Source organism: Variovorax sp. Varisp46 (genome assembly GCF_059491885.1).
Window position 1 is genome coordinate 971,062 of the sequence record NZ_CP168515.1, and the last position, 23,622, is coordinate 994,683.

General features: G+C 67.8%; 27 protein-coding genes. 16 read left to right on the forward strand and 11 right to left on the reverse strand.

Translation table 11 applies throughout. The annotated features are described in order from the left end of the window. Positions 1 to 116: 116 nt before the first annotated feature. Positions 117 to 836, forward strand: coding sequence for a Crp/Fnr family transcriptional regulator (locus tag ACEN9N_RS04545; RefSeq protein WP_483159583.1), 720 nt, complete (start codon positions 117 to 119; stop codon positions 834 to 836). Between the two features lie 15 nt (positions 837 to 851). On the opposite strand, the gene ACEN9N_RS04550 is transcribed toward ACEN9N_RS04545, so the two are convergent. Together ACEN9N_RS04550 and ACEN9N_RS04555 are read right to left on the reverse strand one after the other, a co-directional pair. Continuing rightward, positions 852 to 1,820, reverse strand: a complete 969-nt coding sequence (locus ACEN9N_RS04550; protein ID WP_495655442.1) for a Bug family tripartite tricarboxylate transporter substrate binding protein — start codon at positions 1,818 to 1,820, stop codon at positions 852 to 854. A gap of 43 nt (positions 1,821 to 1,863) precedes the next feature. Beyond that, the gene (locus tag ACEN9N_RS04555; RefSeq protein WP_007833959.1) at positions 1,864 to 2,304 is read right to left on the reverse strand and encodes an OsmC family protein; all 441 of its coding nucleotides are present in this window, start codon (positions 2,302 to 2,304) and stop codon (positions 1,864 to 1,866) included. Between the two features lie 227 nt (positions 2,305 to 2,531). Here ACEN9N_RS04555 and ACEN9N_RS04560 point away from each other — a divergent pair, with 227 nt between their 5' ends. Beyond that, entirely contained in the window at positions 2,532 to 4,223 is a 1,692-nt protein-coding gene (locus ACEN9N_RS04560) for a long-chain fatty acid--CoA ligase (protein ID WP_413314123.1), read from the forward strand. Positions 4,224 to 4,449: 226 nt separating this feature from the next. Next, complete coding sequence (locus ACEN9N_RS04565) at positions 4,450 to 5,427, forward strand: TRAP transporter substrate-binding protein (protein ID WP_042673454.1); 978 nt, start codon at positions 4,450 to 4,452, stop codon at positions 5,425 to 5,427. A 37-nt stretch (positions 5,428 to 5,464) separates the two neighbouring features. On the opposite strand, the gene ACEN9N_RS04570 is transcribed toward ACEN9N_RS04565, so the two are convergent. Continuing rightward, complete coding sequence (locus ACEN9N_RS04570; RefSeq protein ID WP_495655443.1) at positions 5,465 to 8,467, reverse strand: transglycosylase domain-containing protein; 3,003 nt, start codon at positions 8,465 to 8,467, stop codon at positions 5,465 to 5,467. 134 nt (positions 8,468 to 8,601) lie between these two features. Further along, positions 8,602 to 9,081, reverse strand: coding sequence for a tetratricopeptide repeat protein (locus ACEN9N_RS04575; protein ID WP_413314125.1), 480 nt, complete (start codon positions 9,079 to 9,081; stop codon positions 8,602 to 8,604). Between the two features lie 122 nt (positions 9,082 to 9,203). On the opposite strand from ACEN9N_RS04575, the gene ACEN9N_RS04580 reads away from it, so the two are divergent. Next, on the forward strand, positions 9,204 to 9,722 hold the full coding sequence (locus tag ACEN9N_RS04580) for a thermonuclease family protein (protein WP_007833944.1): 519 nt from the start codon (positions 9,204 to 9,206) through the stop codon (positions 9,720 to 9,722). Positions 9,723 to 9,768: 46 nt separating this feature from the next. On the opposite strand, the gene ACEN9N_RS04585 is transcribed toward ACEN9N_RS04580, so the two are convergent. Further along, positions 9,769 to 11,115 (reverse strand): NAD(P)/FAD-dependent oxidoreductase, encoded by a 1,347-nt coding sequence (locus ACEN9N_RS04585; RefSeq protein WP_495655444.1) that lies wholly within the window; start codon positions 11,113 to 11,115, stop codon positions 9,769 to 9,771. A 160-nt stretch (positions 11,116 to 11,275) separates the two neighbouring features. On the opposite strand from ACEN9N_RS04585, the gene egtB reads away from it, so the two are divergent. From egtB to ACEN9N_RS04610, 5 genes are all read left to right on the forward strand, one after another. Next, entirely contained in the window at positions 11,276 to 12,529 is a 1,254-nt protein-coding gene (gene egtB / locus ACEN9N_RS04590) for an ergothioneine biosynthesis protein EgtB (protein WP_495655445.1), read from the forward strand. Between the two features lie 113 nt (positions 12,530 to 12,642). After that, on the forward strand, positions 12,643 to 13,539 hold the full coding sequence (gene egtD / locus ACEN9N_RS04595) for an L-histidine N(alpha)-methyltransferase (protein WP_495656350.1): 897 nt from the start codon (positions 12,643 to 12,645) through the stop codon (positions 13,537 to 13,539). Positions 13,540 to 13,773: 234 nt separating this feature from the next. After that, a complete protein-coding gene (locus ACEN9N_RS04600; RefSeq protein ID WP_056587596.1) occupies positions 13,774 to 14,058 on the forward strand; it encodes a DUF427 domain-containing protein in 285 nt (94 codons plus the stop codon). Continuing rightward, a complete protein-coding gene (locus ACEN9N_RS04605) occupies positions 14,055 to 14,813 on the forward strand; it encodes a 2OG-Fe dioxygenase family protein (protein ID WP_413314128.1) in 759 nt (252 codons plus the stop codon). The genes ACEN9N_RS04600 and ACEN9N_RS04605 overlap by 4 nt, the downstream gene beginning before the upstream one ends. A gap of 117 nt (positions 14,814 to 14,930) precedes the next feature. Beyond that, positions 14,931 to 15,371, forward strand: coding sequence for a universal stress protein (locus ACEN9N_RS04610; RefSeq protein ID WP_007833935.1), 441 nt, complete (start codon positions 14,931 to 14,933; stop codon positions 15,369 to 15,371). 4 nt (positions 15,372 to 15,375) lie between these two features. On the opposite strand, the gene ACEN9N_RS04615 is transcribed toward ACEN9N_RS04610, so the two are convergent. Beyond that, positions 15,376 to 16,032: an RluA family pseudouridine synthase gene (locus tag ACEN9N_RS04615; RefSeq protein WP_495655446.1), complete on the reverse strand. Its 657-nt coding sequence runs from the start codon at positions 16,030 to 16,032 to the stop codon at positions 15,376 to 15,378. A gap of 87 nt (positions 16,033 to 16,119) precedes the next feature. On the opposite strand from ACEN9N_RS04615, the gene ACEN9N_RS04620 reads away from it, so the two are divergent. Next, the gene (locus tag ACEN9N_RS04620; RefSeq protein ID WP_495655447.1) at positions 16,120 to 17,433 is read left to right on the forward strand and encodes an MFS transporter; all 1,314 of its coding nucleotides are present in this window, start codon (positions 16,120 to 16,122) and stop codon (positions 17,431 to 17,433) included. On the opposite strand, the gene ACEN9N_RS04625 is transcribed toward ACEN9N_RS04620, so the two are convergent. The 3 genes from ACEN9N_RS04625 to ACEN9N_RS04635 are packed head-to-tail and all read right to left on the reverse strand — an operon-like array spanning position 17,430 to position 18,150. Next, complete coding sequence (locus tag ACEN9N_RS04625) at positions 17,430 to 17,717, reverse strand: 2Fe-2S iron-sulfur cluster-binding protein (RefSeq protein ID WP_413314130.1); 288 nt, start codon at positions 17,715 to 17,717, stop codon at positions 17,430 to 17,432. The genes ACEN9N_RS04620 and ACEN9N_RS04625 overlap by 4 nt on opposite strands. Continuing rightward, a complete protein-coding gene (locus ACEN9N_RS04630) occupies positions 17,714 to 18,004 on the reverse strand; it encodes a VF530 family protein (RefSeq protein WP_007833923.1) in 291 nt (96 codons plus the stop codon). The genes ACEN9N_RS04625 and ACEN9N_RS04630 overlap by 4 nt, the downstream gene beginning before the upstream one ends. After that, a complete protein-coding gene (locus tag ACEN9N_RS04635; RefSeq protein WP_007833921.1) occupies positions 18,001 to 18,150 on the reverse strand; it encodes a hypothetical protein in 150 nt (49 codons plus the stop codon). Before ACEN9N_RS04635 ends, ACEN9N_RS04630 begins: the two co-directional genes overlap by 4 nt. Positions 18,151 to 18,237: 87 nt before the next feature. Here ACEN9N_RS04635 and ACEN9N_RS04640 point away from each other — a divergent pair, with 87 nt between their 5' ends. The 3 genes from ACEN9N_RS04640 (at position 18,238) to ACEN9N_RS04650 (ending at position 20,477) form a co-directional block, all read left to right on the forward strand. Next, positions 18,238 to 18,756, forward strand: a complete 519-nt coding sequence (locus ACEN9N_RS04640; protein WP_042673438.1) for a GNAT family N-acetyltransferase — start codon at positions 18,238 to 18,240, stop codon at positions 18,754 to 18,756. 1 nt (position 18,757) lies between these two features. After that, the gene (locus ACEN9N_RS04645) at positions 18,758 to 19,450 is read left to right on the forward strand and encodes a PepSY-associated TM helix domain-containing protein (RefSeq protein WP_413314131.1); all 693 of its coding nucleotides are present in this window, start codon (positions 18,758 to 18,760) and stop codon (positions 19,448 to 19,450) included. A gap of 118 nt (positions 19,451 to 19,568) precedes the next feature. Next, positions 19,569 to 20,477, forward strand: a complete 909-nt coding sequence (locus ACEN9N_RS04650; protein ID WP_495655448.1) for a DUF808 domain-containing protein — start codon at positions 19,569 to 19,571, stop codon at positions 20,475 to 20,477. A gap of 16 nt (positions 20,478 to 20,493) precedes the next feature. Here the strand turns inward: ACEN9N_RS04650 and ACEN9N_RS04655 are convergent, their stop codons facing one another. Together ACEN9N_RS04655 and ACEN9N_RS04660 are read right to left on the reverse strand one after the other, a co-directional pair. Then, complete coding sequence (locus tag ACEN9N_RS04655; RefSeq protein WP_007833897.1) at positions 20,494 to 20,706, reverse strand: hypothetical protein; 213 nt, start codon at positions 20,704 to 20,706, stop codon at positions 20,494 to 20,496. Positions 20,707 to 20,736: 30 nt separating this feature from the next. Continuing rightward, positions 20,737 to 21,936: a lactonase family protein gene (locus ACEN9N_RS04660; protein ID WP_413314132.1), complete on the reverse strand. Its 1,200-nt coding sequence runs from the start codon at positions 21,934 to 21,936 to the stop codon at positions 20,737 to 20,739. Positions 21,937 to 22,040: 104 nt separating this feature from the next. Here ACEN9N_RS04660 and ACEN9N_RS04665 point away from each other — a divergent pair, with 104 nt between their 5' ends. The 3 genes from ACEN9N_RS04665 to ACEN9N_RS04675 all read left to right on the forward strand — a co-directional run bounded on the left by ACEN9N_RS04665 (position 22,041) and on the right by ACEN9N_RS04675 (position 23,616). Next, positions 22,041 to 22,313 carry a DUF2164 domain-containing protein gene (locus ACEN9N_RS04665; RefSeq protein WP_007833887.1) on the forward strand — a complete coding sequence of 91 codons (273 nt, stop codon included), beginning with the start codon at positions 22,041 to 22,043 and terminating at the stop codon, positions 22,311 to 22,313. 64 nt (positions 22,314 to 22,377) lie between these two features. Further along, positions 22,378 to 22,800, forward strand: coding sequence for a hypothetical protein (locus tag ACEN9N_RS04670; protein ID WP_413314133.1), 423 nt, complete (start codon positions 22,378 to 22,380; stop codon positions 22,798 to 22,800). 18 nt (positions 22,801 to 22,818) lie between these two features. Beyond that, a complete protein-coding gene (locus ACEN9N_RS04675) occupies positions 22,819 to 23,616 on the forward strand; it encodes an enoyl-CoA hydratase/isomerase family protein (protein ID WP_007833879.1) in 798 nt (265 codons plus the stop codon). The last annotated feature ends 6 nt before the right edge of the window (positions 23,617 to 23,622 follow it).

Sequence of the window (23,622 nt, forward strand, 5' to 3'; positions counted from 1 at the left end):
GACAGGTGACATCGGGTTGCTGCGAATGCGCCGGCCCGGGCTCGCTGCGTACTATCGGCACGCCCTTGAAACAAGACTGTCCGGTGTTGGCAATCGCCGCTACGGACAAACCCGCGATGCCACGCACGCCCCCTTCATCTCCCGACACGGCGCCGGACGCACAGCCATCGCCGGTGCACAACGGCGACATGCGGCTGGCCGAAGACGTGCAGCGGCGCCTGCTCGAAGTGGCGCACCGGCGCACGCTGGCGCGCGGCGAGTCGCTCTTTCACAAGGGCTCGTCGCCCGATGCGCTCTTCGGCGTGGTTTCAGGCTCGCTGCGCGTGAGCGTGGTGGCGCCGGGCGGGCGCGAGGCCGTCATCGCGATGCTCGAACCCGGCCACTGGTTCGGCGAGGTCTCTTTGCTCGTGGGACGCGAGCGCGTCTACGACACCTGCGCGGTCGACACCACCGAGATGGCGGTGGTCGCGGCGGCCGATTTCCACCGGCTGGTGGCCGAACATCCCGACGTGCACATGGCCTTCACCCGGCTGGTGTGCCTGCGGCTGCGCCAGGCGCTGGCGTGGATCGACGACGTGATCCTGATGCCGCTGCCGGTGCGGCTCGCGCACCGCCTGCTCACGCTGGACGCACGCGCCGAGGGCACGGGCGAGGGCGGCGGCACGATGCTGGGCGTGTCGCAGGAAGACCTGTCGTTCATGCTCGGCGTGTCGCGCCAGAGCGTGAACCGGCAGCTCAAGCTATGGGAGGAAGACGGCACGCTGCGCGTGCGCTACCGCGCCATCGAGCTGCTGGACCGCGCGCAACTCGAGCGGCATGCGGCCACGCCGCCCTGAGCCACGCCGGGCAAGTCAGTCCATCCGTGCGCCGGATGCCTTCACCGCCTTTTCCCAGCGCGGCGTTTCCGTCGCCAGGAAGCGCGCGAAGTCCTCGCTGCCCAGGAAGGCAGGGTCGGCGCCCTGGCTCACCATGCGTTCGCGCACCTCGGGGCTGTTCAGCACCTGCCTGAATGCATCGCTCAGTTTGGCGACCACGTCCTTGGGCGTGTCCTTCGGCGCGAGGAAGCCGTAGAAGCCCACCACCTCGAAGCCCTTGACGCCCGATTCGATGACGGTCGGGATGTCGGGCAGGGCGGGGTTGCGCTCGCGGCTTGTCACGGCCAGCGCGCGCACCTTGCCCTGCTTGTGATAGTTGGCGGCTTGCGGAATCGACTCGGCCATGAACTGCACCTGCCCGCCCATCAGGTCGGTGAAGGCCGGGGCGCTGCCGCGGTAGGGGATGTGCACCATGAAGATGCCGGTGGCGGTCTTGAACATCTCCGGCACCAGGTGGCTGATGCCGCCGTTGCCGGCCGAGCCGTAGTTGACCTGGCCGGGCCGCGCCTTGGCGTAGTCGATGAACTGCTTAAGGTTCTGCACCGGCAGCTTGGGCGTGACCAGCAGCGCCAGCGGCTGCATGGCGGTGCGCGCGATGGGCACGAAGTCGCGCTGCGTGTTGTAGGGCAGCTTGCTGTAGAGAGCGCCGTTGATCACGGCCACGCCGGTGTTGGCCAGCATCAGCGTGTAGCCGTCGGCCGGGCTTTTGGCGACCGCGTCGGCGCCCACCGAGCCGCCCGCGCCGGGCTTGTAGTCGACGATCAGCGGCTGGCCGAGCACGGCCTGCAGCCTGTCGGTGAGCAGGCGCGCATGCTGGTCGAGCGGGCCGCCGGCCGGGAAGCCGATCACGACCTTGATCGGCTTGTCGGGGTAGGCGGCCATCGCCGTGGTGCCGATGGCAAGGGAAAGGACCGCGAGCGCGATCCGGGCAGTCTTGTTGTTCATGATCCGTCTCCTTTTTGTGAGGAGACGATCATAGGCAGCGCGCTCAGCCGGCCAGCGTGGCCTTCAGCGTGATTTCGGGCACGCTCGCCAGCGCCTTCGACAGCGGGCAGCCGGCCTTGGCGGCGGCCGCGATCTGCTGGAACCTGGCTTCCTCGAGGTTCGGCACGGCCGCGTCGAGCTCGAGCTGGATGCGGTCGATCTTGAAGCCGTCGCCGTCCTTGGCCAGCCGCACGGCGGCCTTGGTGTCGATGCGTGTGGCGGTCAGGCCTTCCCGTTCGAGCGCGAAGGCGAAGGCCATCGTGAGGCAGGCGGCATGCGCCGCGCCGACGATCTCCTCGGGGTTGGTGCCGCGCTTGTCGTCCTCGAAGCGGCTCGCGAAGCCGTAGGGGTAGTCTTTCAGGGCGCCGGTCTCGGTGCTGACCTGGCCCTTGCCGGTCTTGCCGGCGCCTTCCCAGTGGACGCTTGCGTGCTTGTCTGCTGGCATGTCGGTTCCTTCGCTTGGGTGGTGTGTGGAGGGAACGGCAGGTTCGCCCAGAAACCGGCGGCTGTCTGTAGTCGTACGGCGCGTGCGCAGGTTCGAAAGGGGAAGGGGCGTCAGAAGAATGGGCGTCGCCTAGGCGACGCTCCGGGGGGCTTCCCCCATGGGAGCGGCGGCCGTGGCGGCTTAGGCTGGCGGGCTGTCGCTTTTTCTTTTCCCCGCCTGTACTCACCATGCAACAACGCCCGCATTACAAGTTCTGGCCCAAACGCCTCCCTCACTCGATCACCGTCCCCGCCACCTCGCTCTGGCACAACCTGGCCACCTCGGCCGCACGCTACCCCGACAAGCCCGCGCTCGTGTTCTTCGGCCGCGTGACCACCTACCGCGACTTCGCCGCCCAGGCCGAGCGCCTGGCAGGCGCGCTGCATGCGCTGGGCGTGAAGCGCGGCGACCGTGTGATCCTCGACATGCAGAACTGCCCGCAACTGGTGATCGCGCATTTCGCGATCCTGCGCGCCAATGCCGTCGTGGTGCCGGTCAACCCGATGAACCGGGCCGAGGAGCTCAAGCACTACATCACCGACTCCGACGCCAAGGTGGCCATCATCACCGGCGACCTGGCGGGCGAGCTGGCCAAGGCCAGCAATGCGCTGCCCGTGGAGCAGCGGCTCGACCACATGGTCGTGACCCAGTTCACCGATGCCTTCGACGCCGACGCATCGGGCGACGACGCTCCGGCACCCGCCTGGAAAGACTGGCTCACCACCCGCCACCCGCTGCCCGCGCTGGACGGCGGCAAGACCGTCGCGTGGACCGACACGCTCGAAGCCAACCACCCGCCGCCCGAGCACGTGGTGGGCGCCAACGACATGGCGCTGCTGCCCTACACCAGCGGCACCACCGGCCTGCCCAAGGGCTGCGTGCACCACCATTCGAGCCTGATGCACAACGCGGTGGCCGGGCAGCTGTGGGGCGGGTCGACTTCCGAGACGGTGGTGCTGGCCGTGGTGCCCATGTTCCACATCACGGGCGTGGTGAGCATGATGCACACGGCGATCCTGGCGGCGGCCACGCTGATCATCATGCCGCGCTGGGACCGCGACGTGGCCGGCCGGCTCATCTCGCGCTGGAAGGTCACGGCCTGGACCAACATCCCGACCATGGTCATCGACCTCATGGCCAGCCCCAACTTCGCGAGCTACGACCTGTCGAGCATGACCTACATCGGCGGCGGCGGCGCGGCCATGCCGCAGGCCGTGGCGCAGCGCCTGCTCGAGCAGTACGGCCTGAAGTACCAGGAGGGCTACGGCCTCACCGAGACCGCCGCGCCGTCGCACACCAACCCGTCGGACCATCCCAAGCAGCAGTGCCTGGGCATCCCGTTCATGAGTACCGACGCGCGCGTGGTCGACCCTGACACGCTGGCCGAAATGCCGATCGGCGAATCGGGCGAGATCATCATCCATGGCCCCGAGGTGTTCCAGGGCTACTGGAAGCGCCCCGACGCCACGGCCGCCGCCTTCGTCGAGTTCGAGGGCAAGCGCTTCTTCCGCTCGGGCGACATGGGCCGCATGGACGAGGACGGCTACTTCTTCATCACCGACCGCTTGAAGCGCATGATCAACGCGAGCGGCTTCAAGGTGTGGCCGGCCGAGGTCGAGCTGCTGATGTTCCGCCACCCGGCGATCCAGGAGGCCTGCGTCATCTCGACCAAGGACGCCTACCGCGGCGAGTCGGTCAAGGCCGTGGTGGTGCTGCGCGCCACGCACAAGGACACCACCGAGCAGGAGATCATCGACTGGTGCCGCGAGAACATGGCGGTCTACAAGATCCCGCGCAAGGTGCAGTTCGTCGATGCGCTGCCCAAGAGCGGCAGCGGCAAGGTGATGTGGCGGCTGCTGCAGGAGGTGGAGGGCGCATAGGCAAATTGTCTTCTCTCGATCGAGATCGAGCCCGCGGCCGTGCTTGCGCTTCATCGCATGATCGGCCGGGGAAATTGCTGGCTTCACAGGCTCTACCCTATTTGAAGCTGCACTGCAATGAGTACAAACATATTCAAAAGCAGGGCGCAAGCTGACTTCGATGGTCAGGATTCAGAAGATCCTCTCCGTTATTCTTTGCAACACATTCGTTGTAAAAAAGTTATCTATGCGCTCCTCTCGGCTTTGCAGTCTTGTCCTCTCGGCTCTCTGTTTGGGGGGCGTTGCCGCCAACGCTCAAACATCGTTGCGAGCCTGGAACACCCACCCCGATGGCTACCCGGTGACGGAGGCGATGAAAAGCTTCATTCAGGAAGTGGATGCGGCAACCAAGGGGAAATACAAGATCGAGCTGTTTTCCAACGCTGTTCTGGGAGACCAGGGCAAGGCTGTAGCGATGCTCAAGGCCGGCGAGATCGATGTCGCCGAGTTCAATTCGGCGCCACTGTCCGAAGCGGCGCCGGAACTCAAGGCATTCAATCTCCCGTTCCTGTTCACGGACTCGGCCCACATGTTTCGCTACCTGGATGGCGAAATAGGGGCGCGACTGGCGCAGACACTGCAGGCTTCGGGCTACGTGGTGCTTGGCTGGTATGACGGGGGCGCTCGGTCGTTCTATTGCGCCAACAAACCATTGACCACGCGAGAAGATCTTGTTGGCCAGAAAGTTCGGGTGCAACAGTCCGAGGTCTACATCGAGATGGTCAAGCTGCTGGGCGCCATTCCGGTGGTGGTGCCCTACAAGGACGTGCTCGATGGGTTCCAGAAGGGAACGATCGATTGCGCCGAAGGCAACATGGTCTCCTACGAAGCCACCGGACACTACAAGGCGGCCAAATACACATTGCTGGACAGCCACATGATTTCTCCCGAAGCATTGGTCGTCTCCACCAAACTGTGGAACCGGCTCAGTGCGGACGAAAAAGCGGTGTTCCAGAAGGCCGGGAAAAAATCGGCGAACCTGATGCGGGAGCTCTGGGAGAAACGAGTCGTCTCCGCACGTGCTGCCGTGACGAAAGAAGGCGCCCAGTTTTCCAACGTGCAGGACTTTTCTTCATACATCCGGAGAATGTCGCCGCTCTACGCCAAGTACATGGCTGATCCCACAACCCGGGCCGCGCTATTTGCCATCGTCGGCAAGCAGTGAGGAAAGCATCAGGGCGGAGATAGATGCCGCGTCGGTCTTATCGATCTCCCCCGCACCCGTTGCGCTGGAGCACAGGCAGTAGCTGCGGCCCCAGCGACTTCAGCAACTGAGTCGGCAGCGCGCTCGTGAACCGATAGCGAGCGGCATAGGGCTCGTGCACATAAGCCATGATGGTGCCGAAGTAGCGGTCTCCGATCATGAACACGAAGGTGGCCGATCGATCGATCTTGCGCTCCGAGATCACCCGTCCGTTCCGGTCGGTCTTCTCGTAGCGATGGTCTCCGGTGCCGGTCTTGCCACCGATCTCGATCGCGCGGCCATGCGTGTCCACGAGCGAGCCCTTCAGGCGCCGTGCCGTGCCGTCGTTCACCACCTCGACCAGCGCGCGCCGTACCGTCGCGACCACCTCCGCGGGCAGCAGCCGTTCGGCGCTCGCGTTGCGCGGTTCCAGCCGTGTCTCGTAGGGCGTGTCGCGCCCGAAGTGCAGTGCACCGATTCGTTGCGTCGGCAGCCGTACACCGTCGTTGACGAGGATGCCCATCAGTTCCGCCAGGGCAGCCGGCCGGTCGCCCGACGCGCCGATCGCGCTCGCGTAGGACGGCGTCAGCGATGCGAAGGGGTAGCCCAGGCGCTGCCACGAGCGATGAACCTGCGCGAAGGCGTCGAGCTCGATCAGCTCGCGCAGGCGCTTGTCCTGCGCGCTCTTGTGGCGCGTCTTGAAGAGCCAGGCGTAGGTTTCCTGGCGTTCGCGCGCGCTCGCCTCCAGCACCTGGGTCAGCGAGGCGCCGGGTTGGCGCTGCAGGAAACCGACAAGCCAGAGCTCCAGCGGATGCACGCGCGCGACGTAGCCGCGATCGGCGAGCGACAAGCCGGCGTAGGTACTGCGCAGCGCCCGCAATGCGCGCGGCGAGCCGGCGCCGCGGCCCAGCCGCTGCACGAGAAGCTCGTCGAGCCGCGCGTCGCTGGCCTCGGGCTCGATCGTGAACAGCACGCTCGCCAGGCGCGGCGCCGATGGCCTCAGGCCCTGCAGCAGCAGGGCTTCGGCCTCCGCAGCCGACCGGTGCTGGTACTTGCGATAGAAGCGGACGAGGAAGGCCGAGCCTTCGCGATCGGCAAAGCGCGCGAGCAACTCGCGCCGGCGCGGGTCGGCAGGGTCGTTCAGCAGGCGCTCGGCGTCCGACGCGCCGCCGAACATGTGGTGGCGCACCAGGTCGCGCATCAGGCGGATGAACACCAGGTTGACCGAATGCTTGAAGCCCTCGCGCACCGTCATCGTTTCGCTGTCGCTCGAGCGCTCGAAGTTCGCGAACTGATGCAGGCCGCCGCCGGTGAAGAAGGCCTCGCCGGGGTTGGCCGAGTACTTCCGCCCCATGGCCGCCTCGAGCATCGGCGCGAGGCGGCGATCCTTGGCGCGCAGGAGGTACTGCCGCGCCCACGCGCCCAGCGGGTCGCGCGGATTGTTCTCCAGCGCCGAGAGCTGGGCGGGGGAGAGGTCGGCCCAGCGGGCGTGCAACTCGGCCACGAGCTCCAGGTAGCTCACCAGGGTGCGCAGCTTGGCGGTCGAGCCGAGGTCCAGCCGCGCGCCCTGGTTCACATCGAAGGGCTGGTCGATGTTGTCGGCCTGAACGCGCAGCAGGTTCTCCTGCGCGCCCCGCTCGAACAGCGTGAAGCTGTAGACCAGCGGGCCCGGGTCCGCACCCGGATCGAGCAGGTGGAAGCCGAACAATCCCGCAGCCTTGGCCGCGGCGGGCGTCCGCAGGCCGGCCAGCACCCGCGCCACCATCGCCTGCGCCTCGCCGTCCAGGCTGGTCTCGGCCTCGAGGTCCAGTCGCTCCAGGTCGTAGGCGCGCGGCACGCCGAGCAGCGTGGAGATGTGGGTGCGCAGTGCAGTCGCGGCCTTGCGCTGCACGAAGTCCGGCCGAGGCGTTGGTGGCAGTTCGGGCCGCAGCCGCAGGGGCAGTGGCAGGGCCGCATCGCGCAACTCGGGCGAAATCAGGCCTGCCTCGGCCATCAGCCGCAGGTAGCTGTCGGTCAGCCGGCCAAGGCCTGTGCCGTCGCCGAGCAGGTGCTGCGACGGTCGGCGCTGCGCGATCATCAGCGACAGTGCCTGCTTGAAGGCCTCGGCCTGCTGCCGCAGCGCTTCGTCGGTGAGCGCCGTCCCCTCGGCGTTGTCGGCGAGCAGGCGGTTCACTTCGCCGAAGTCGCGTCCATACCAGGCCCACAGGCCGTCGCCCAGGCCGTGCACCTCGCCCATGCCCGGGCGTGCGGCCAGCGGCACCGTGTCGAGGTAGTCGACGACGATCTGGCGGCGCCGCGCCTGCGTGTCCTCACCGTCCTGGTAGGCACGCAGCGAGGCCGATGCCATCTGGCGCAGCTTGTCGCGGACCGACCCGGTGCGGCCTTGCGGCGAGTGGCGGTACTTCTCGATCTGGGTCGCCAGCGTGCTGCCGCCCGTCGCCGTATGGCTCAGGCTGACCGCCCGCAGCGCCTGCTCGAGCGCGGCCTTCGCGAAGCGTTCCGGATCGATCGCGGGGTTGCGCTGCGCCGGCTCCGCGTCCAGCAGGTGGCGGTCTTCGACGAACAGCAGGGCGCTCACCAGCAGCGGCGGCACGTCCTCGAAGCGCTCGTATGCGCGCTGAGGCACGCGCGTGTGCAGCAGAGCCGCATTGCGGCAGTCGCGCACGGCCAGGCCGGCCTGGTTCTTCTCGCGGTACGGGATGAAGAGCCCGCGCTCCTGCAGTTCGATCAGCCGAGGCGACAGGCGGGCCTGGCGGGTGATGGCGTAGCCCTGGGAGTCCAGGCGCTGGATGAAGTCGGGAAGATCGTGATAGCCCAGCCGCTCGTCGTAAGGTCCGGTGTGGGGAAAGCGGATGGCATCGCTGGCACCGGCGTCGACGCTGAAGCTGGCACCGTTGCCGAGGTCGCGCCACAGGGCCGATTGCAGCCGGGAAGTCTTCAGTTCGTCTACCGCGAATACGGCAAGCGTGCCCCCCACGGCGACCCCGGCGCCGACCCAGAAAAGCTTCTTGAACCATGTCATGCTCTGCCTCGCGAACAGTCTGCACCGTGGGTTCGTCAGTGACGATGATGCTCTTTTTCGCGTCGATTTGGCATGGGTAAGATCGCGCCAGCCAACTGGCCCGGGCGTCCTTGCCTTTCCTACTTCCGGCCCACCTACTTCCGGCCCAGCGACTTCAGCAGCCTGCCGGCTTCCTTCTTCCCGTCCACGCTGACATACGAGGAGGCCATCGCCTTCGTCAGGTAGTCGACCACCTTGCGGTGATTCTGGTTCGGTCCTTCCCAGAGAAAGAGCCGGCCCAGTTCCAGCGCCGCGTCGCCGTCGCCTTGCGCATAGGCGCGCTCGAACCAGAAGCGGGCCCAGCGGAAGTTGCCTTCGTCGCGATAGCAGATGGCGAGATTGGCGCAGCCCGCGACATCGCCGGCCCTGGCGGCCTTGCGGTACCAGTCGCGCGCAGCGGCGCTGTCCTGCTTCACGCCGATGCCGTGGTCGAGGAAGTAGCCGACGCTGTTGAGCGCGTGGGCCTCGCCCGCGGCCGCCGCCTTGAGAAACAGCGACAGCGCCTTCTTGTGCGCGCCGGCGTCCCACGCGTCGTTCGCCGCGAAAAACCAGTCGTCCCGGGTGGGTTCCTGCATGTGAGGGGTCTCCTTCGAAGCGCGGTTCAGAAGAAAGAAAAAATCTGTGTCCCGACCCCTCCCTGCGCACGGATCACTTAGCCTCGATCGGTCCGGCCATTCTGCCCACATCCGGCTCTTCCATGCACTTTCGCGCGCTGCCCATCGTTCTTCTTGCCTTTCCTCTTCTCACCCAGGCCGCTCCGCGCACCTGCCTCGTCGTCGGCATCAGCGACGGCGACACGCTCACCGCCCGCTGCGGCCGTATCGGCGCCTACGAGCGCGTGAAGGTGCGCATCGCCGCCATCGACGCGCCCGAGAAAGCCCAGCCCTACGGCCAGCGCAGCAGGCAGGCGCTGAGCAACATCTGCTTTCGGGAGCAGGCGCTCATCACCGAGATCGACACCGACCGCTACGGCCGCACGGTGGCCGACGTGAGCTGCAACGGCGAGGACGCCGGCAGCCGCATGGTGGCCGAAGGCTGGGCCTGGGTGTACGACTACAACCACCTGGCCACCCGGCGCGGCGGCGGGCTGTTCAGGCTGCAGGACAGCGCGCGCGCCCGGCGCCTGGGCCTGTGGGCCGACTCGAAGCCCACCCCGCCCTGGGAATGGCGCAGGCAGCAGCGCGACGAGCAGCCGCACTGGGGCAGCTTCTTCTGACGGCGGTGTGATCGGAGCCTGAGGCCGCTGGCGAGGAGGGCATCGCTCAGGATTCGCTCTTGCCTTGCACTTCCGCCACCACGCGCGCGTTGCGCTGGAAACTCCAGTAGGCGCCGGCCCAATCCATCATCACGACGATGCGATTGCGAAAGCCGATCAGGAAGTACGCGTGCGCGAACAGCCAGAACAGCCACGCGAGCCGGCCGCTGAAGCGCAGCGGGCCGAAGGGCGTGCCCAGGTCGACCACGGCCGAGTTGCGGCCGATGGTGGCGAGGTTGCCGTAGTCGGCATAGCGGAACGGCACCGTCGGCTGGCCCGCGATGCGGCGCAGGATGTTGGCGGCGGCTGCACGGCCCATCTGCTTGGCGCCGGGCGACACCCCGGGCACCGGCTTGGGCGGCTTGCCGGGCGCGTGGCTCATGGCGGCCGCGAGGTCGCCGACCACGCAGATCTCGGGACGGCCCGCCAGGCTCAGGTCGGGCTCGACCTTGATGCGGCCCGCGCGGTCGCACTCGACGCCGGTGGCCGTGCCCAGCATGCGGCCCAGCGGCGATGCTGCCACGCCGGCCGCCCACACCACGCAGCTGCTATCGATCCGGTAGCTCTCGACGGGCGCGCCGTCCGCGCCGCCGCCGGTCTGCACTTCGAGCCCGGTGGCGTCGATGGAGGTCACGCGCGCATTGAGCCGCACTTCGACACCCAGCTTCTCCAGCTGTTCGAGCGCCTTCCGGCTCAGCGATTCGGGCATGGCCTGCAGCACGCGCGGACCGCCTTCGACCAGCAGCACCTGGGCACTGCTGGGGTCGATGTGGCGGAACTCGCCCGACAGCGTGTGCTTGGCGATCTCGGCCAGCGTGCCGGCCATCTCGACGCCCGTGGGGCCCGCGCCGATCACCACGAAGGTGAGCAGGGCTCGGCGGTGTTCCAGGTCGGCCGTGATTTCGGCGCTTTCGAACGACAGCAGAACGCGGCGGCGGATCTCGAAGGCATCGGCCAGCGTCTTCAGCCCCGGCGCCACGGGCGCCCATTCGTCGTGCCCGAAGTAGCTGTGCGTGGCGCCCGCCGCGACGATCAGGTGGTCGTACGGCACCCGGTCGCCGTTGGCCAGGTGCACGGACCGCGTCGCCGGGTCGATGCCGGCCACTTCGCCGAGCAGCGTCGTGATGTTCGGCTGCTTGCGGAACAGCGCGCGCACCGGCGCCGCGATCGACGGCGCCGCCAGCCCCGCGGTCGCCACCTGGTACAGCAGCGGCTGGAACAGGTGGTGGTTGGTCTTGTCGATCACCGTCACGTCCACGTCGGCGTTCTGCAGCTTGCGCGCGGCTTCGAGCCCGCCGAAGCCGCAGCCGACGATGACGACTTGGGGCCTGCCCGAGGGGTTGGTCGTTTGCATGCGGCGAATGATACGCAGCCGCCCTGCACGTGCTTCCATCTTGTGCCACAGTGGCTGCCCTTTTTGCCGATGTGCTCGCGGCGGGCCGGCGGCGTTTTGTCCTACGCGCCGCCGCGGCCCGGATGGGCTACAACTTGCGGCTGACCCGACTGGAGATTCCATGACGCTTTCCCGGCCGATCACACAGGCGGCGAGCGCACTGCGCGACAGGTTTCGCGAGGTGCGTGCAGCGAGCCTGGCGCTTGCCGCCCCGCTTTCCGCCGAAGACCAGTGCATCCAGTCCATGCCCGACGCGAGTCCGACCAAGTGGCACCTCGCGCACACCACGTGGTTCTTCGAGACCGTGCTGCTGCAGCCGCATGCAGCGGGCTACCAGCCTTTCGATGTGCGCTTTCACTATCTCTTCAACTCGTACTACGAGGCGCTGGGGCCGCGCCACCCGCGCCCGCAGCGGGGCCTGCTGACGCGGCCGTCGGTGGACGAGGTGCATGCCTATCGCCGGCTCGTGGACGAGGCGGTGGTCGCGCTGCTGGAAGAGGGCGGGCTCGACTGGGCCACCGTCGAGCCCATCGTCACGCTCGGGCTGAACCACGAGCAGCAGCACCAGGAACTGCTGCTCACCGACATCCTGCACGCGCTGTCATGCAATCCGCTGCTGCCGGCCTACAAGCCGGCCGGCGGGCCTGCGCTGCGGCTGGCCGCGGTACCGCCGGCTGCGCGCTGGCTCGCGCAGCCCGGTGGCGTGGCCGAGGTGGGGCATGCGGGGCAGGGCTTTTCATTCGACAACGAGACGCCGCGCCACAAGGCCCTGCTGCAGCCCTATGCGATTGCCGACCGGCTGGTGAACTGCGGCGACTACGCGCAGTTCATCGCGGATGGCGGCTACCAGCGGCCCGAGCTCTGGTTGTCCGACGGCTGGTCCGCCGTGCAGGCGAACGGGTGGCGGCATCCGGCGTACTGGCTCGCGTCCGACGATCCGCGGCTGGGCTTCGGTTCGCAGCCGCAGGGTGCTGCGGGCTGGCATGTGTTCGGCCTGCATGGTGTGCGGCCGATGGAGGCCGATGCACCCGTCTCGCAGCTCAGTTTCTATGAAGCCGCCGCATATGCCGAATGGGCCGGCGCGCGGCTGCCGACCGAATTCGAATGGGAGGCCGCGTTCGATGCGCCCGGCATCGCGCAGATGGCCGGTCATGTCTGGCAGTGGACGCGTTCCTCGTACGACCCGTACCCCGGCTTCCGGCCGATGCCCGGCATCGCTGCCGAATACAACGGCAAGTTCATGGTGGGGCAACTGGTGTTGCGCGGTGGCAGCGTGGCCACGCCGGCGGGGCACACGCGGCCCAGCTACCGCAACTTCTTTCCGCCGGCGGCGCGCTGGCAGTTCTCGGGGCTGCGGCTCGCGAAAGACCTTTGATCATGCGCAATCCAACTTCCTCTTCCTCGTCGCTGTCGTTCGTGCCTGCCGCGAAGCCGCGCGCTTCGTCTGCGCCTGCAGCCGCCGCGCCGTTGTCCGAGTTCGGACGCGAGATGCAGGCCGGGCTTTCGCGGTCGCCACGCCGCATTTCGCCGAAGTTTTTTTACGACGCGGCGGGTTCGCGGCTGTTCGACCGGATCTGCGAACTGCCCGAGTACTACCCGACCCGCACCGAGCTGCGCATTCTTGGCGAGTGCGCGGGGGAGATCGCCGGGCAGATCGGGCCGAATGCGGAGATCGTGGAGTTCGGTGCGGGGTCGTTGACGAAGGTGCGGCTGCTGCTCGATGCGCTCGACTCGCCCAAGCGCTATCTGCCCATCGATATTTCCGGCGAGCATCTGGAGGCTGCTGCGCAGCGGCTGAAGGCCGACTATCCGGAGCTGGTGGTGCAGCCCATTGCCGCTGACTACACGATGCCCTTGGTGCTGCCCGCGCCCGTGGCGGGTGCCGGGCGGCGCGTCGGTTTTTTCCCGGGGTCGACGATCGGGAATTTCGAGCCTGAAGAGGCGCTGGCCTTCCTGCAACTGGCTGCCCGGATGTTGCGTGGCGGAGGGCTCTTGATTGGCGTGGACCTGGTGAAGGATCCGGGGCGGCTGCATGCGGCTTACAACGATGCGCAAGGGGTGACTGCGGACTTCAATCTGAATCTCCTGCGGCGCGCCAATGCCGAGCTCGATGCGGACTTCGATCTTGACGGGTTTGCGCATGCGGCGTTCTACAACGCGCCTCGGCAGAGGATCGAGATGCATCTTGTGAGCCGGTCGGCTCAGAGCGTTTCGCTGAATGGGGAGACGTTCGGGTTCGAGGAGGGCGAGACCATTCATACGGAGTACTCGCACAAGTTCACTGTTGAAGGGCTTCGTGCCTTGGCTGTTCGGGCCGGGTTTCGACCTGGGGCTGTTTGGACGGATCCGGAGAAGCTTTTTAGCGTTCACTGGCTGGTTGCCTAGGGTTGGGGTCCGGGGCCTGGAGTTCCGCCCGGCGGCGGACTTACTTTTCTTTGGCGAAGCAAAGAAAAGTAGGTCGGCCGCCGGGCCGAGACCCGGCCCCGAAAAACAAACACCCCAACAGGGCACATACAGCCACGAAGAAAGCGACGGTGCCAAGCAAACGGCACAATACCCCGGCCCCGTGCGGCAGCGCAACGGCCAGCGCCCCGCAACCCTCCCCCTGGAGCCAAGACCATGAAAGCAACCTGGAACGGCGTCACCATCGCCGAAAGCGACGACACCGTGATCGTCGAAGGCAATCACTATTTCCCGATGAGCGCACTCAACCGCGACTACGTCACCTTCAGCAACCACAAGACCACCTGCCCCTGGAAGGGCTCGGCCAGCTACTACTCGCTGCTGGTCAACGGCGAGCTCCACACCGACGCCGCCTGGTACTACGCCGACCCCAAGCCCGAAGCCGAAGAGATCCGCGACCGCGTCGCGTTCTGGAAGGACGTGAAGGTCAGCGCGCAGTGACCACGGCCGCCTTCACTCCGCCGTTCATCGCCCCGGCCGAGCTGCCCGCCGCACTGCGCGAGCAAGGCTATGCGGTACTCAGTCCGCAGGGTGTGGGCGAATGGCTTGGCGCACCGATCGCGCAGCTCGATGCACTGCACGCCGACTGGGACGGCCTCCCGCCCGACGACTACCTGAAGGACGGTGGCCGCTACCGCACTCGGCGCCACGCCTGTTTCACCATCGAAGCCGACGACCACGCCACGCTCACGCAGGTGCCGCACCGCGCGCACTGGCAGCCGGTCGAATACAACGCGCTGCACGGCGGCATGCAGCGCTGGTTTGCGCCGATGCTCGATGCCACCGTGGCACAACCCGTGTGGCAGCGGCTGCTGCGGCAGCTCGGCAAGGCCTGCAGCGACATGCGTGGCACGACACAGCAGCGCTGGTACGTGGAAGCGCACCAGTTCCGCATCGACACCGCCGGCGGCATCGGCCGGCCGACGCCCGAAGGTGCGCACCGCGATGGGGTCGATCTCGTGGCCGTGGCACTCGTCGGCAGGCACGGCATCAAGGGCGGCGAGACGCGCGTGTTCGAGGCCAATGGCCGCCGCGGCGAGCGCTTCACCATGACCGAACCGTGGACCCTGCTGCTGCTCGACGATGCGCGTGTGATCCATGAATCGACGCCGATCCAGCCGCTCGAGGAGGGCGGCGAAGGCTGGCGCGACACGCTCGTGATCACTTGCCGGGCCAAGGGTTTCCAGGGGGATTGACGCCCCGTTTCCCGTCGCTGCCTTGAGTCCTACAGGTTCCCTCCGGCATCGGGGTTAAATTCGGGGTCCGGCTCGACGGTGAGTCGTGTCTGTCTGCGACGAAAGCGAGGTCCCGCCATGTTCAATCACATCCTGGTTCCGATCGACGGCTCCGAAACTTCCATGCTCGCCGTCAGCAAGGCCAGCGGCCTCGCGCTGGCTTTCGGTAGCCGCATCACGTTGATTCACGTGATCGACAACTATCCCTTCATCGGCGTGGGCGCGGACTACGCGCTCGGCCAGAACGAATACCTCGCCGCAGCCACGGCCAGTGCCAATGCGGCGCTCGCGCGCGGCGTGGCTGCCCTGGCGGCCGAAGGCCTGCACAGCGACCAGCGCGTGATCGACGGCCACGTGGTGCACGAAGGCATCGTCGATACGGCCATCGCCATCGCGGCCGACCTGATCGTGATGGGCTCGCACGGCCGCAGCGGCATCGAGAAACTGCTGCTGGGCAGCGTGACGCAGCGCGTGCTTCAGGACGCCAACATGCCCGTGCTGGTCGTCAAGGGCGGCTGATCGCTCAGGAGACGATGAAATCGGGCGGCCGATTGAAGCAAAGGTCTTGCTGCGTCACCGGGTGCACGAATCCCAACTCGCTCGCGTGCAGCAACAGGCGCGGCGCACGCGCCTGCAGGGCTGCATCGCCGTACAGCGCATCACCGAGGATCGGATGGCCGATCGAAAGCAGGTGCACGCGCAGCTGATGCGAGCGGCCCGTCAGCGGTTCCAGCAGCACGTGGGTCGCGGCGGGCTCGCCGGGTAGCAATGACACCGCCTTCCACCGCGTGACGCTGGGCTTGCCCGCAGGATCGATCTTCTGCAGTGGCCGGCGCGGCCAGTCGGCCATCAGCGGCGCGTCGATCAGCGACCAGTCTTCCCGCACCGGCATCGCGCCGTCGACGACGGCTTCATAGCGCTTGTGCACCCGCCGCTCGGCAAAGGCCGCGCTCAGCGCGCGCTGCATGGGGATGCCGCGTGCCATCACCACCAGCCCGCTCGTGCCCATGTCGAGGCGATGCACGATCAGCACGTCGGGCCACTGCCGCATTGCGCGCGCGCTCAGGCAATCCTGCTTGTCCTCGCCGCGGCCGGGCACGCAGAGCAGGCCGGCGGGCTTGTCGAACACCAGCAGGTAGGGGTCTTCGTGGAGGGGGTGCAGGAGCGGCGGCGCGGTCATGGATGCCGCCGAGTGTAGAGAGCCCGTTGCAGGCCCGTTTTGGCCCTCTCATGCCGCGCTCATGAAGCCTCGGCTATCCTCGAACGAATGTCCGGCCCCGCCCCTGTTTCCGCTTCTTCCACCGACGCCACAGCCATTCCCTCGGGCGCCGCGGTCTCTTCCCCCGGCTTTTCCGGCCTGACGCGCGAGCGTCCGTTCATGCAGATGTGGACGGCGCGGCTGTTCGGCACCGCCGCCTCGCAGATGCTGCTGGTGGCCATCGGCTGGCACATGTACGAGCTCACCGGCAGCGCCTGGGACCTGGGCCTCGTGGGCCTCTACCAGTTCGTGCCCGCGCTGCTGCTGGCGCTGCTGGCCGGCCATGTCGTCGACCGCCACCATCGCGGGCGCATCGTGGCGGCCTGCTTCGCGGTGCAGGGACTGGTGGCACTGGCGCTGCTGCTGGCGGTGCTGGAGAAGCACGACACGCGCGGCCTGCTGCTGGGGCTGTCGCTGGTGCTGGGCGCGGTGCGCGCCTTCCAGATGCCGGCACAGCAGGCGCTGACGCCGCTGCTGGTGCCGCCCGCCATGCTGTCGCGCGCGATGGCCTTCAGCTCGGCCGGCATGCAGGGCGCGATCATCGGCGGGCCGGCCCTCGGCGGCCTGCTGTTCGTGGCGGGCATGGCGGTGGTCTACGGCGCCAGCGTGGCGTTCTTTGCGGTCGCCTGCGCGCTGGTTCTGCGGCTGCGCTATGCCTACACGCCGGCCGCGCGCGAACCGGTCACGCTGGCCACCGTGTTCGCGGGCGTCGATTTCATCTGGAAGCGCAAGCCCGTGCTCGGCGCAGTCTCGCTCGACCTGTTCGCGGTGTTGCTGGGCGGTGCGGTGGCGCTGCTGCCGATCTACGCCAAGGACATCCTGCACACGGGGCCCTGGGGGCTCGGCCTGCTGCGCAGCGCGCCGGCGGTGGGCGCGCTGGTGATGTCCATCGCGCTCACGCGCCGGCCGGTCGAGCGCAACGTGGGTCGCACGCTGCTGCTGGCCGTGGGGCTCTTCGGGGTGTGCATGGTGGTGTTCGGCATTTCGAAGAGCTTCGTCGTCTCGCTGATCGCGCTGGCGGTCTCGGGCGGCGCCGACATGGTCAACGTGGTGATCCGCCAGACGCTGGTGCAGCTCGAGACGCCCGATGCGATGCGCGGGCGGGTGAGCGCGGTCAACTCGATCTTCATCGGCGCGAGCAACCAGCTCGGCGAGTTCGAATCGGGCGCCACGGCGGCGCTGCTCGGACCGGTCGGCTCGGTGGTGGTGGGCGGCGTCGGGACGATGCTGGTCGCACTGACGTGGTTCAAGCTGTTCCCGTCGCTGGCGCAGCGGGACCGGCTGGTGGTGGCGGCGCCTTCCGCCAGGCCTCCCCCGGCCTAATCCGCGAACAGGGCGCGAGCGCCGGGCACGTCGAGCGTCAGGTCGCCCAGCGCCTGTGCCACGCAAGGCAGGATCCAGCCCTCGGCCTTTTCCTCGGCGCTCAGGCCGGGCCATTCGATGGTGTGGCGGGTTTCGCCGGACAGCCGCCGGCAGATGCAGGTGCGGCAGGTGCCGTTGCGGCACGAGCTCGGCAGTTCGATGCCGGCTTCTTCGGCGGCCTTCAGGAGCGTGGTGGCGGCGTCGGTCTCGAAGTCGAGGCCCGAGGGCTCGAGTCGGACCTTCATGGTTGCGGCGGCGGTTCCTGTTGCTGCTGCTCGCGGCGTTGCTCGCGCAGCATGAAGAGGTACAGGCTCTCGACCTTCTCGCGCGCCCACGGCGTCTTGCGCAGGAACTTGAGGCTGGAACTCACGCTCGGGTCGAGCGTGAAGCAACGGATGGGGACGAGTTCGCTCAGGTGCTCCCATCCGTAGTAGTCGACCAGCGCCGTGACGATGGCTTCCAGCGTCAGCCCGTGCAACGGGTTGCGTGGCTGGGCCTTTTTGGCCGCGGGGGCTGGCGCTTGACCGGTCACTTGTTCTTGAGCTTGCCGCGGGGGATCACGGCGGTGGTGATCGTGCGCACGGGCTCGATGCCGCCGGTGCCCACAGGCTTGGGTGGCGAAGTGTCCTTCTTCGGTTTCTTCGCTTCCTTGGTGCTGCGTTGCTGACCCTTGGCCATGTCGAATTCTCCTGTTGTTGCGACGGATACAGCAGGCAGTTTAGCGGTGCGGCGACAATACGCGGTTCCATCCGATTTCCCGCATTCATGTCAGATTACGAAGTTCGCCCCGCCACCATGCGCGACGCCAAGGCCGTTGCCGAGGTCCACGCCCTGTCCGCCAAGGCCGCCTACGAAGGCATCCTCCCCGAAGAAGAGCTGCGCATGCTGGCCCCGGCCTCGCGCGAAGCCAAGTGGCGCGAAGCCATCGAATTCAGCGAACCCCAGGTGCACGTGGCCACGCTCGACGGCCAGATCGTCGGCTTCGTCGGCTTCGACCGCTCGCGCGACCCCAAGACGCCGCCCACCACCGGCGAGATCTGGGCGATCTACGTCAAGCCCGAGCATTGGGGCAAGGGCGTGGGCGTGGCCCTCTGGGACGCCGCGCGCGAAGGCCTGGAAGAAGAGGGCTGCACGACGGTCACCATCTGGGTGCCGATCCGCAACGATCGCGCCATGCGCTTCCACGAACTCGCCGGCTTCAAGCGCGAGATGAAGACCGCCAAGACCACCGCCCTGGGCACCGTGCGCGTCGAGGAAATCCGCCTCAAGCGCGACGTTTCCTGACATGGACGCCGGCGGCAGCACCCTCGGCCACGCCGCGCGTGTGCGATCGCACCAGCGCCGCACCGCCGCCGTGCAATGGATTCGCCGCACCCATGGCTGGTTCGGCCTGTGGGGCGCGGTGCTGGGGCTGCTGTTCGGTTTCAGCGGCATCTGGCTCAACCACCGCAACGTGCTGAAGCTGCCGCAGGCCCAGGAGCGCACGCGCGCCCAGCTGGCGCTGCCCGATCCGGTGCCGGCAACGCCCGAGGCGATGAGCCTGTGGCTGCAGGGGGCGCTGCACATGAGCGGCCCGCCCAGCTCCTCGCGCATCGAACCGGCCAAGCCCGTCGCCTGGGCCGACAAGAGTGACACGGGCGATAAGAGCGCCCCGGCGCTCATGCAGCCGGCCCACTGGGTGTTCAACTTCGGCGGCCCCAACGAGATCGTGCAGGCCGAGTACTGGCAGGGCAACCGCTCGGTCGGCGTCGCCACTACGCACAATGGTTTCGTTGCCACGCTCACCAACATGCACAAGGGCGGCAGCATGCCGCTGCCGTGGATCCTGCTGGTCGACACGCTGGCCGGCAGCCTGATCTTCCTGTCGATCTCGGGCGTGGCGCTGTGGATGCTTACGCACCGCCGCCGCCGCGTGGGCCTGGCGCTGTTCGGCGTGTCGCTGGCCGCGATGCTGGCCATTGCGCTCGGCGCTCTCTGATTCGCCGGCAAGCTCGCATGCCGGCTCCCGTTCAGGGCGTCCGCGTACGGTTATTGCAGGGGGCGGGTGGCGGCTGCGGATAAGCTCGCCGCTTCTTTTTCAGCCCTGATCTTGCCCCATGGCCACCAGCCTGCTCCTGCTTCTCGACGACATCGCGACCGTTCTCGATGACGTGTCGATCCTCACCAAGGTCGCCGCCAAGAAAACGGCCGGCGTGCTGGGCGACGACCTTGCGCTCAATGCGCAGCAGGTGTCCGGCGTCAAGGCCGAGCGCGAGATTCCGGTGGTCTGGGCCGTGTGCAAGGGCTCGTTCGTCAACAAGGCCATCCTCGTGCCCGCGGCGCTCGCCATCGGCACCTGGCTGCCGTGGCTGGTAACGCCGCTGCTGATGGTGGGCGGTGCGTTCCTGTGCTTCGAAGGTACCGAGAAGCTCGCGCACAAGTTTCTGCACAAGAAGGAGCACGAAGCCGACACCCAGCGCCACGAGAAGGCCGTGGCCGACGCCTCGGTCGACGTGGTCGCGATGGAGAAGGACAAGATCAAGGGCGCGGTGCGCACCGACTTCATCCTCTCGGCCGAGATCATCGCCATCACGCTGGGCACCGTGCAGGGCCAGCCTTTCACGACGCAGTTGACCGTGCTGGTCGGCATTGCGCTGATCATGACCATCGGCGTCTATGGCCTCGTGGCCGGCATCGTGAAGCTCGACGACGCGGGCCTCTACCTGAGCCAGCGATCCAGCGCCGCATCGCGCGCCCTGGGCCGCGGCATCCTGGCTGCGGCACCCTGGCTCATGAAGGCGCTGTCGGTGGCCGGCACGGCCGCGATGTTCCTCGTGGGCGGCGGCATCCTGGTGCATGGCTTGCCGGCGCTGGGCCATGCGGTCGAGGGCTGGGCCACGGCCACGGGCGGCGTGTTCGGCACGCTGGGCTCGATGGGCGTGAACGCCGGCGTGGGCCTCGTGGCCGGCGCCATCGTGCTGGCCGTGGTGGAACTGGTCGGCAAGCTGCGCGGCAAGAAGGCCTGAGAGGCCAGGTTGTTGGCTACTGGCGCGGCTTGCCGCGCTTCACCAGCTCGACCGCGATCAACGCCACGCCCAGCACCACCGCGAACCAGCCGACCAGATAGGCCCCTGCCACCATCTCGAACCAGCGCGTGCCCTGCAGGAAGCGCGGCCCCAGCAGAACGGCGACGCCGATCACGAGGCAGAGGATGCCGCGCTCGAGCGTGCGGAGTTGTCGTTTGGGTTGCGCCATGGCTTTTTCGTGCGGGGGAGTGTGGATCGATCAGTGCGTCATTGTCCCGCGCATCGCGGCCGGATGGCCCTGCAGCGGAAACGACTTGCCCGTTGGCACCAGCGTGTCGCCATCGAGCCGCAGGATCGTGATGTCCTGGTCGATGAAGTTGCCCACGTAGAGGTACTTGCCGTCGGCGCTCCACACCGCGCCCTCGGGCAGGCCGCGCACCTCCACCTCATTGGCGCGCGTGACCTTCTTGCCGTCGATCTTCAGCAGCACCACCGAGCCGTTGCGGTTGTAGAAGTAAGCGCTCTTCGACGCGTTGCTGCCGCGCAGGATCACCGCCACCGCATGCCTGCCGGTCGGGCTCACGGCGAGGCCTTCGGGGCCGTCGCCCACCACCACCTTGTCGACCACGCGTGGCGGCGCGGCTTCGAGGTCGATCACGCTCACCGTGTCGACCTGGCCGTCGGAGGCGCCCGAGTTGCCGTTGTCGGCCGTGAGCGCGAGCTTGCCGTCGGGCGTCACGTCGACGTTGTAGGGCCACAGGCCGGCGGCGAGGTCGACCTTGTTGTAGCTGACCTTCTCGCCGTTCACGTCGAGCAGCGCGATCTTGTGGCTCGGAAACTTGGCAGCCAGCGCGCGCTTGCCATCGGGCGTGAAGCGCACGTGCGCCACCGAATCGCCCATGGCCACGGTGTCGATCAGCGTCACCTTCTTGCCCGCGATGCGCAGCACGCTCACCGAGTTGTCGGCGCGGTTGGCCACCAGCGCGAGGTTGCCCGCGCGGTTGATCGACAGGCCCGAGGGCTGCTTGCCGACCTGCAGCGTGTCGAGCAGCCTGGGCGGCGTGGTGGTCAGGTCGATCACGAAGAGGCGGTTGTCGGGTACCTGCCTGCGCGCGCCGTTCTCCTCGATCACGTTGAGCGAGTTGGCGACCAGCGCCAGCGTTTCGCCGGGCGTGATCGCGAGGTTGGTCGGCGGCCCGGCGATGGTGTTGTCCAGCTGCAGCGTGCCGAGCACCTTGGGCGCCAGCGGGTCGGTGCCGATGTCGAGCACCTGCACCGTGTCGCGCCCCATCGGGCCGAGGGCCACGACACCGGCGTCGTTCCACGACTGCTTCTCGTCGTTGGCGACCAGCATCAGCTGGCGCTGCGGCACGGTGGGCGTCATGTTCGCGCAGCCGGCAAGCACTGCAAGGGCGGCGGCCAGGGCGGGGGCCGCGAGTGCGGCGGGGCGGAACTTCATGCTGTCTGTCTCCGGTGTTGTTGTGCGCGCATGGTAGCGAACGGCGCGGCTTCGCCGCCGGCCCGCGCCCGGCACAATCGATCGATTCATTCCCCGGGGCCCACATGACCATCGAGATACCGAAGGAAGCGCGCCAGCAGGCCATCACCTCCATCGAGCGCTACTTCCGCGAAAACATGGAGGAGCCGATCGGCAACATCGCGGCCGGCGCGCTGCTCGGCTTCTTCCTCGAAGAGGTCGGCCCGCTCGTCTACAACAAGGCCGTGGCGGATGTGCAGGAGCGCCTGCAATCGCGCATCTCGGAGGTCGACCTCGAAGTGCACGAGGACGAATTCCAGTATTGGCGCAAGTACGACAAGCAAAAGAAGGGAAGGTAGGGCGTCGCGCCCGCGCATCGCCGCGCATTCAGAAGTGCTTCAAAACGTTGCAGAATTCGAAGCCATGCATCTCCACCGCACTTCCCCACGTTCCGCGCTCACCTCCGCTCTGCGCGCCCTTGCCGCCTTGCCCCTCGTGCTGGCTGCGTCCCTTGCCACCGCGCAGCAGGAGCCGTCCGGCTTTCCGATGGATTCGGTCGGGTACTTGAACGAGGAACTGCCTCGCATGGAAGCCGCCATCGCCGCGAGGGACCGCAGCTTCTTCCATGGCGCGATGATCCGCACGGTGCAGTTTTCGGAACGCTGGGGCTTCAAGGTCAAGGCCAATCCCGATCTCGCGGCCTACCCGATGTGCACGTCGGCGGTGATGGACTACGTGGTCGTCGGCATGTGCAGGCTCACGCCTTCCGACGAGTGCGAACCGGGGCTGGCCTCGCGCTTCGATGCCAATGTGCAGCGCTGCCGCGAAGCGGCCGCGAAAAAGTAGACGAAAGAGGCACCCGCCATGGACTACGCCCGCTACCAGACCCTCGCCATCACGCGCCGAGGTGCGAATGGCGCGGTGCTCGACATCCAGATGCGGGCCGCCAACGGCAAGCTGCCCACGGCGGGCCATGACGGCCACCGCGAGCTGGCCGAAATCTGGCGCGACGCATCGGCCGACGACAGCGTGCGCTGCGCGGTGCTGCGGGGCGAAGGCCAGGGCTTCTCGGGCGGCGGCGACCTCGCGATGGTGCAGGACATGACCACCGACGATGCGGTGCGCCAGCGCGTGTGGCGCGAGGCGCGCGACCTCGTCTACAACATCATCAATTGCGACAAGCCCATCGTCAGCGCCATGCACGGCCCGGCCGTGGGCGCGGGGCTGGTGGCGGGGCTGCTGGCCGACATTTCCATCGCCGCGAAGAACGCGAAGATCGTCGACGGCCACACGCGCCTGGGCGTGGCGGCGGGCGACCATGCGGCCATCGTGTGGCCGCTGCTGTGCGGCATGGCCAAGGCCAAGTACCACCTGCTGCTGTGCGAGCCGGTGAGCGGCGAGGAGGCCGAGCGCATCGGCCTCGTGTCGCTCGCGGTGGAGGAGTCCGACCTGCTGCCGCGCGCCTACGAGGTGGCCGACCGGCTCGCGGCCGGCAGCCAGAGCGCGATCCGCCTGACCAAGTACGCGCTGAACAACTGGCTGCGCCAGGCCGGGCCGACCTTCGATGCCTCGCTGGCGCTCGAATTCATGGGCTTCGCGGGCGCCGACGTGCGCGAGGGCGTGGCCTCACTGCGCGAACGGCGCGCGCCGGACTTCGGCTGACTGCTT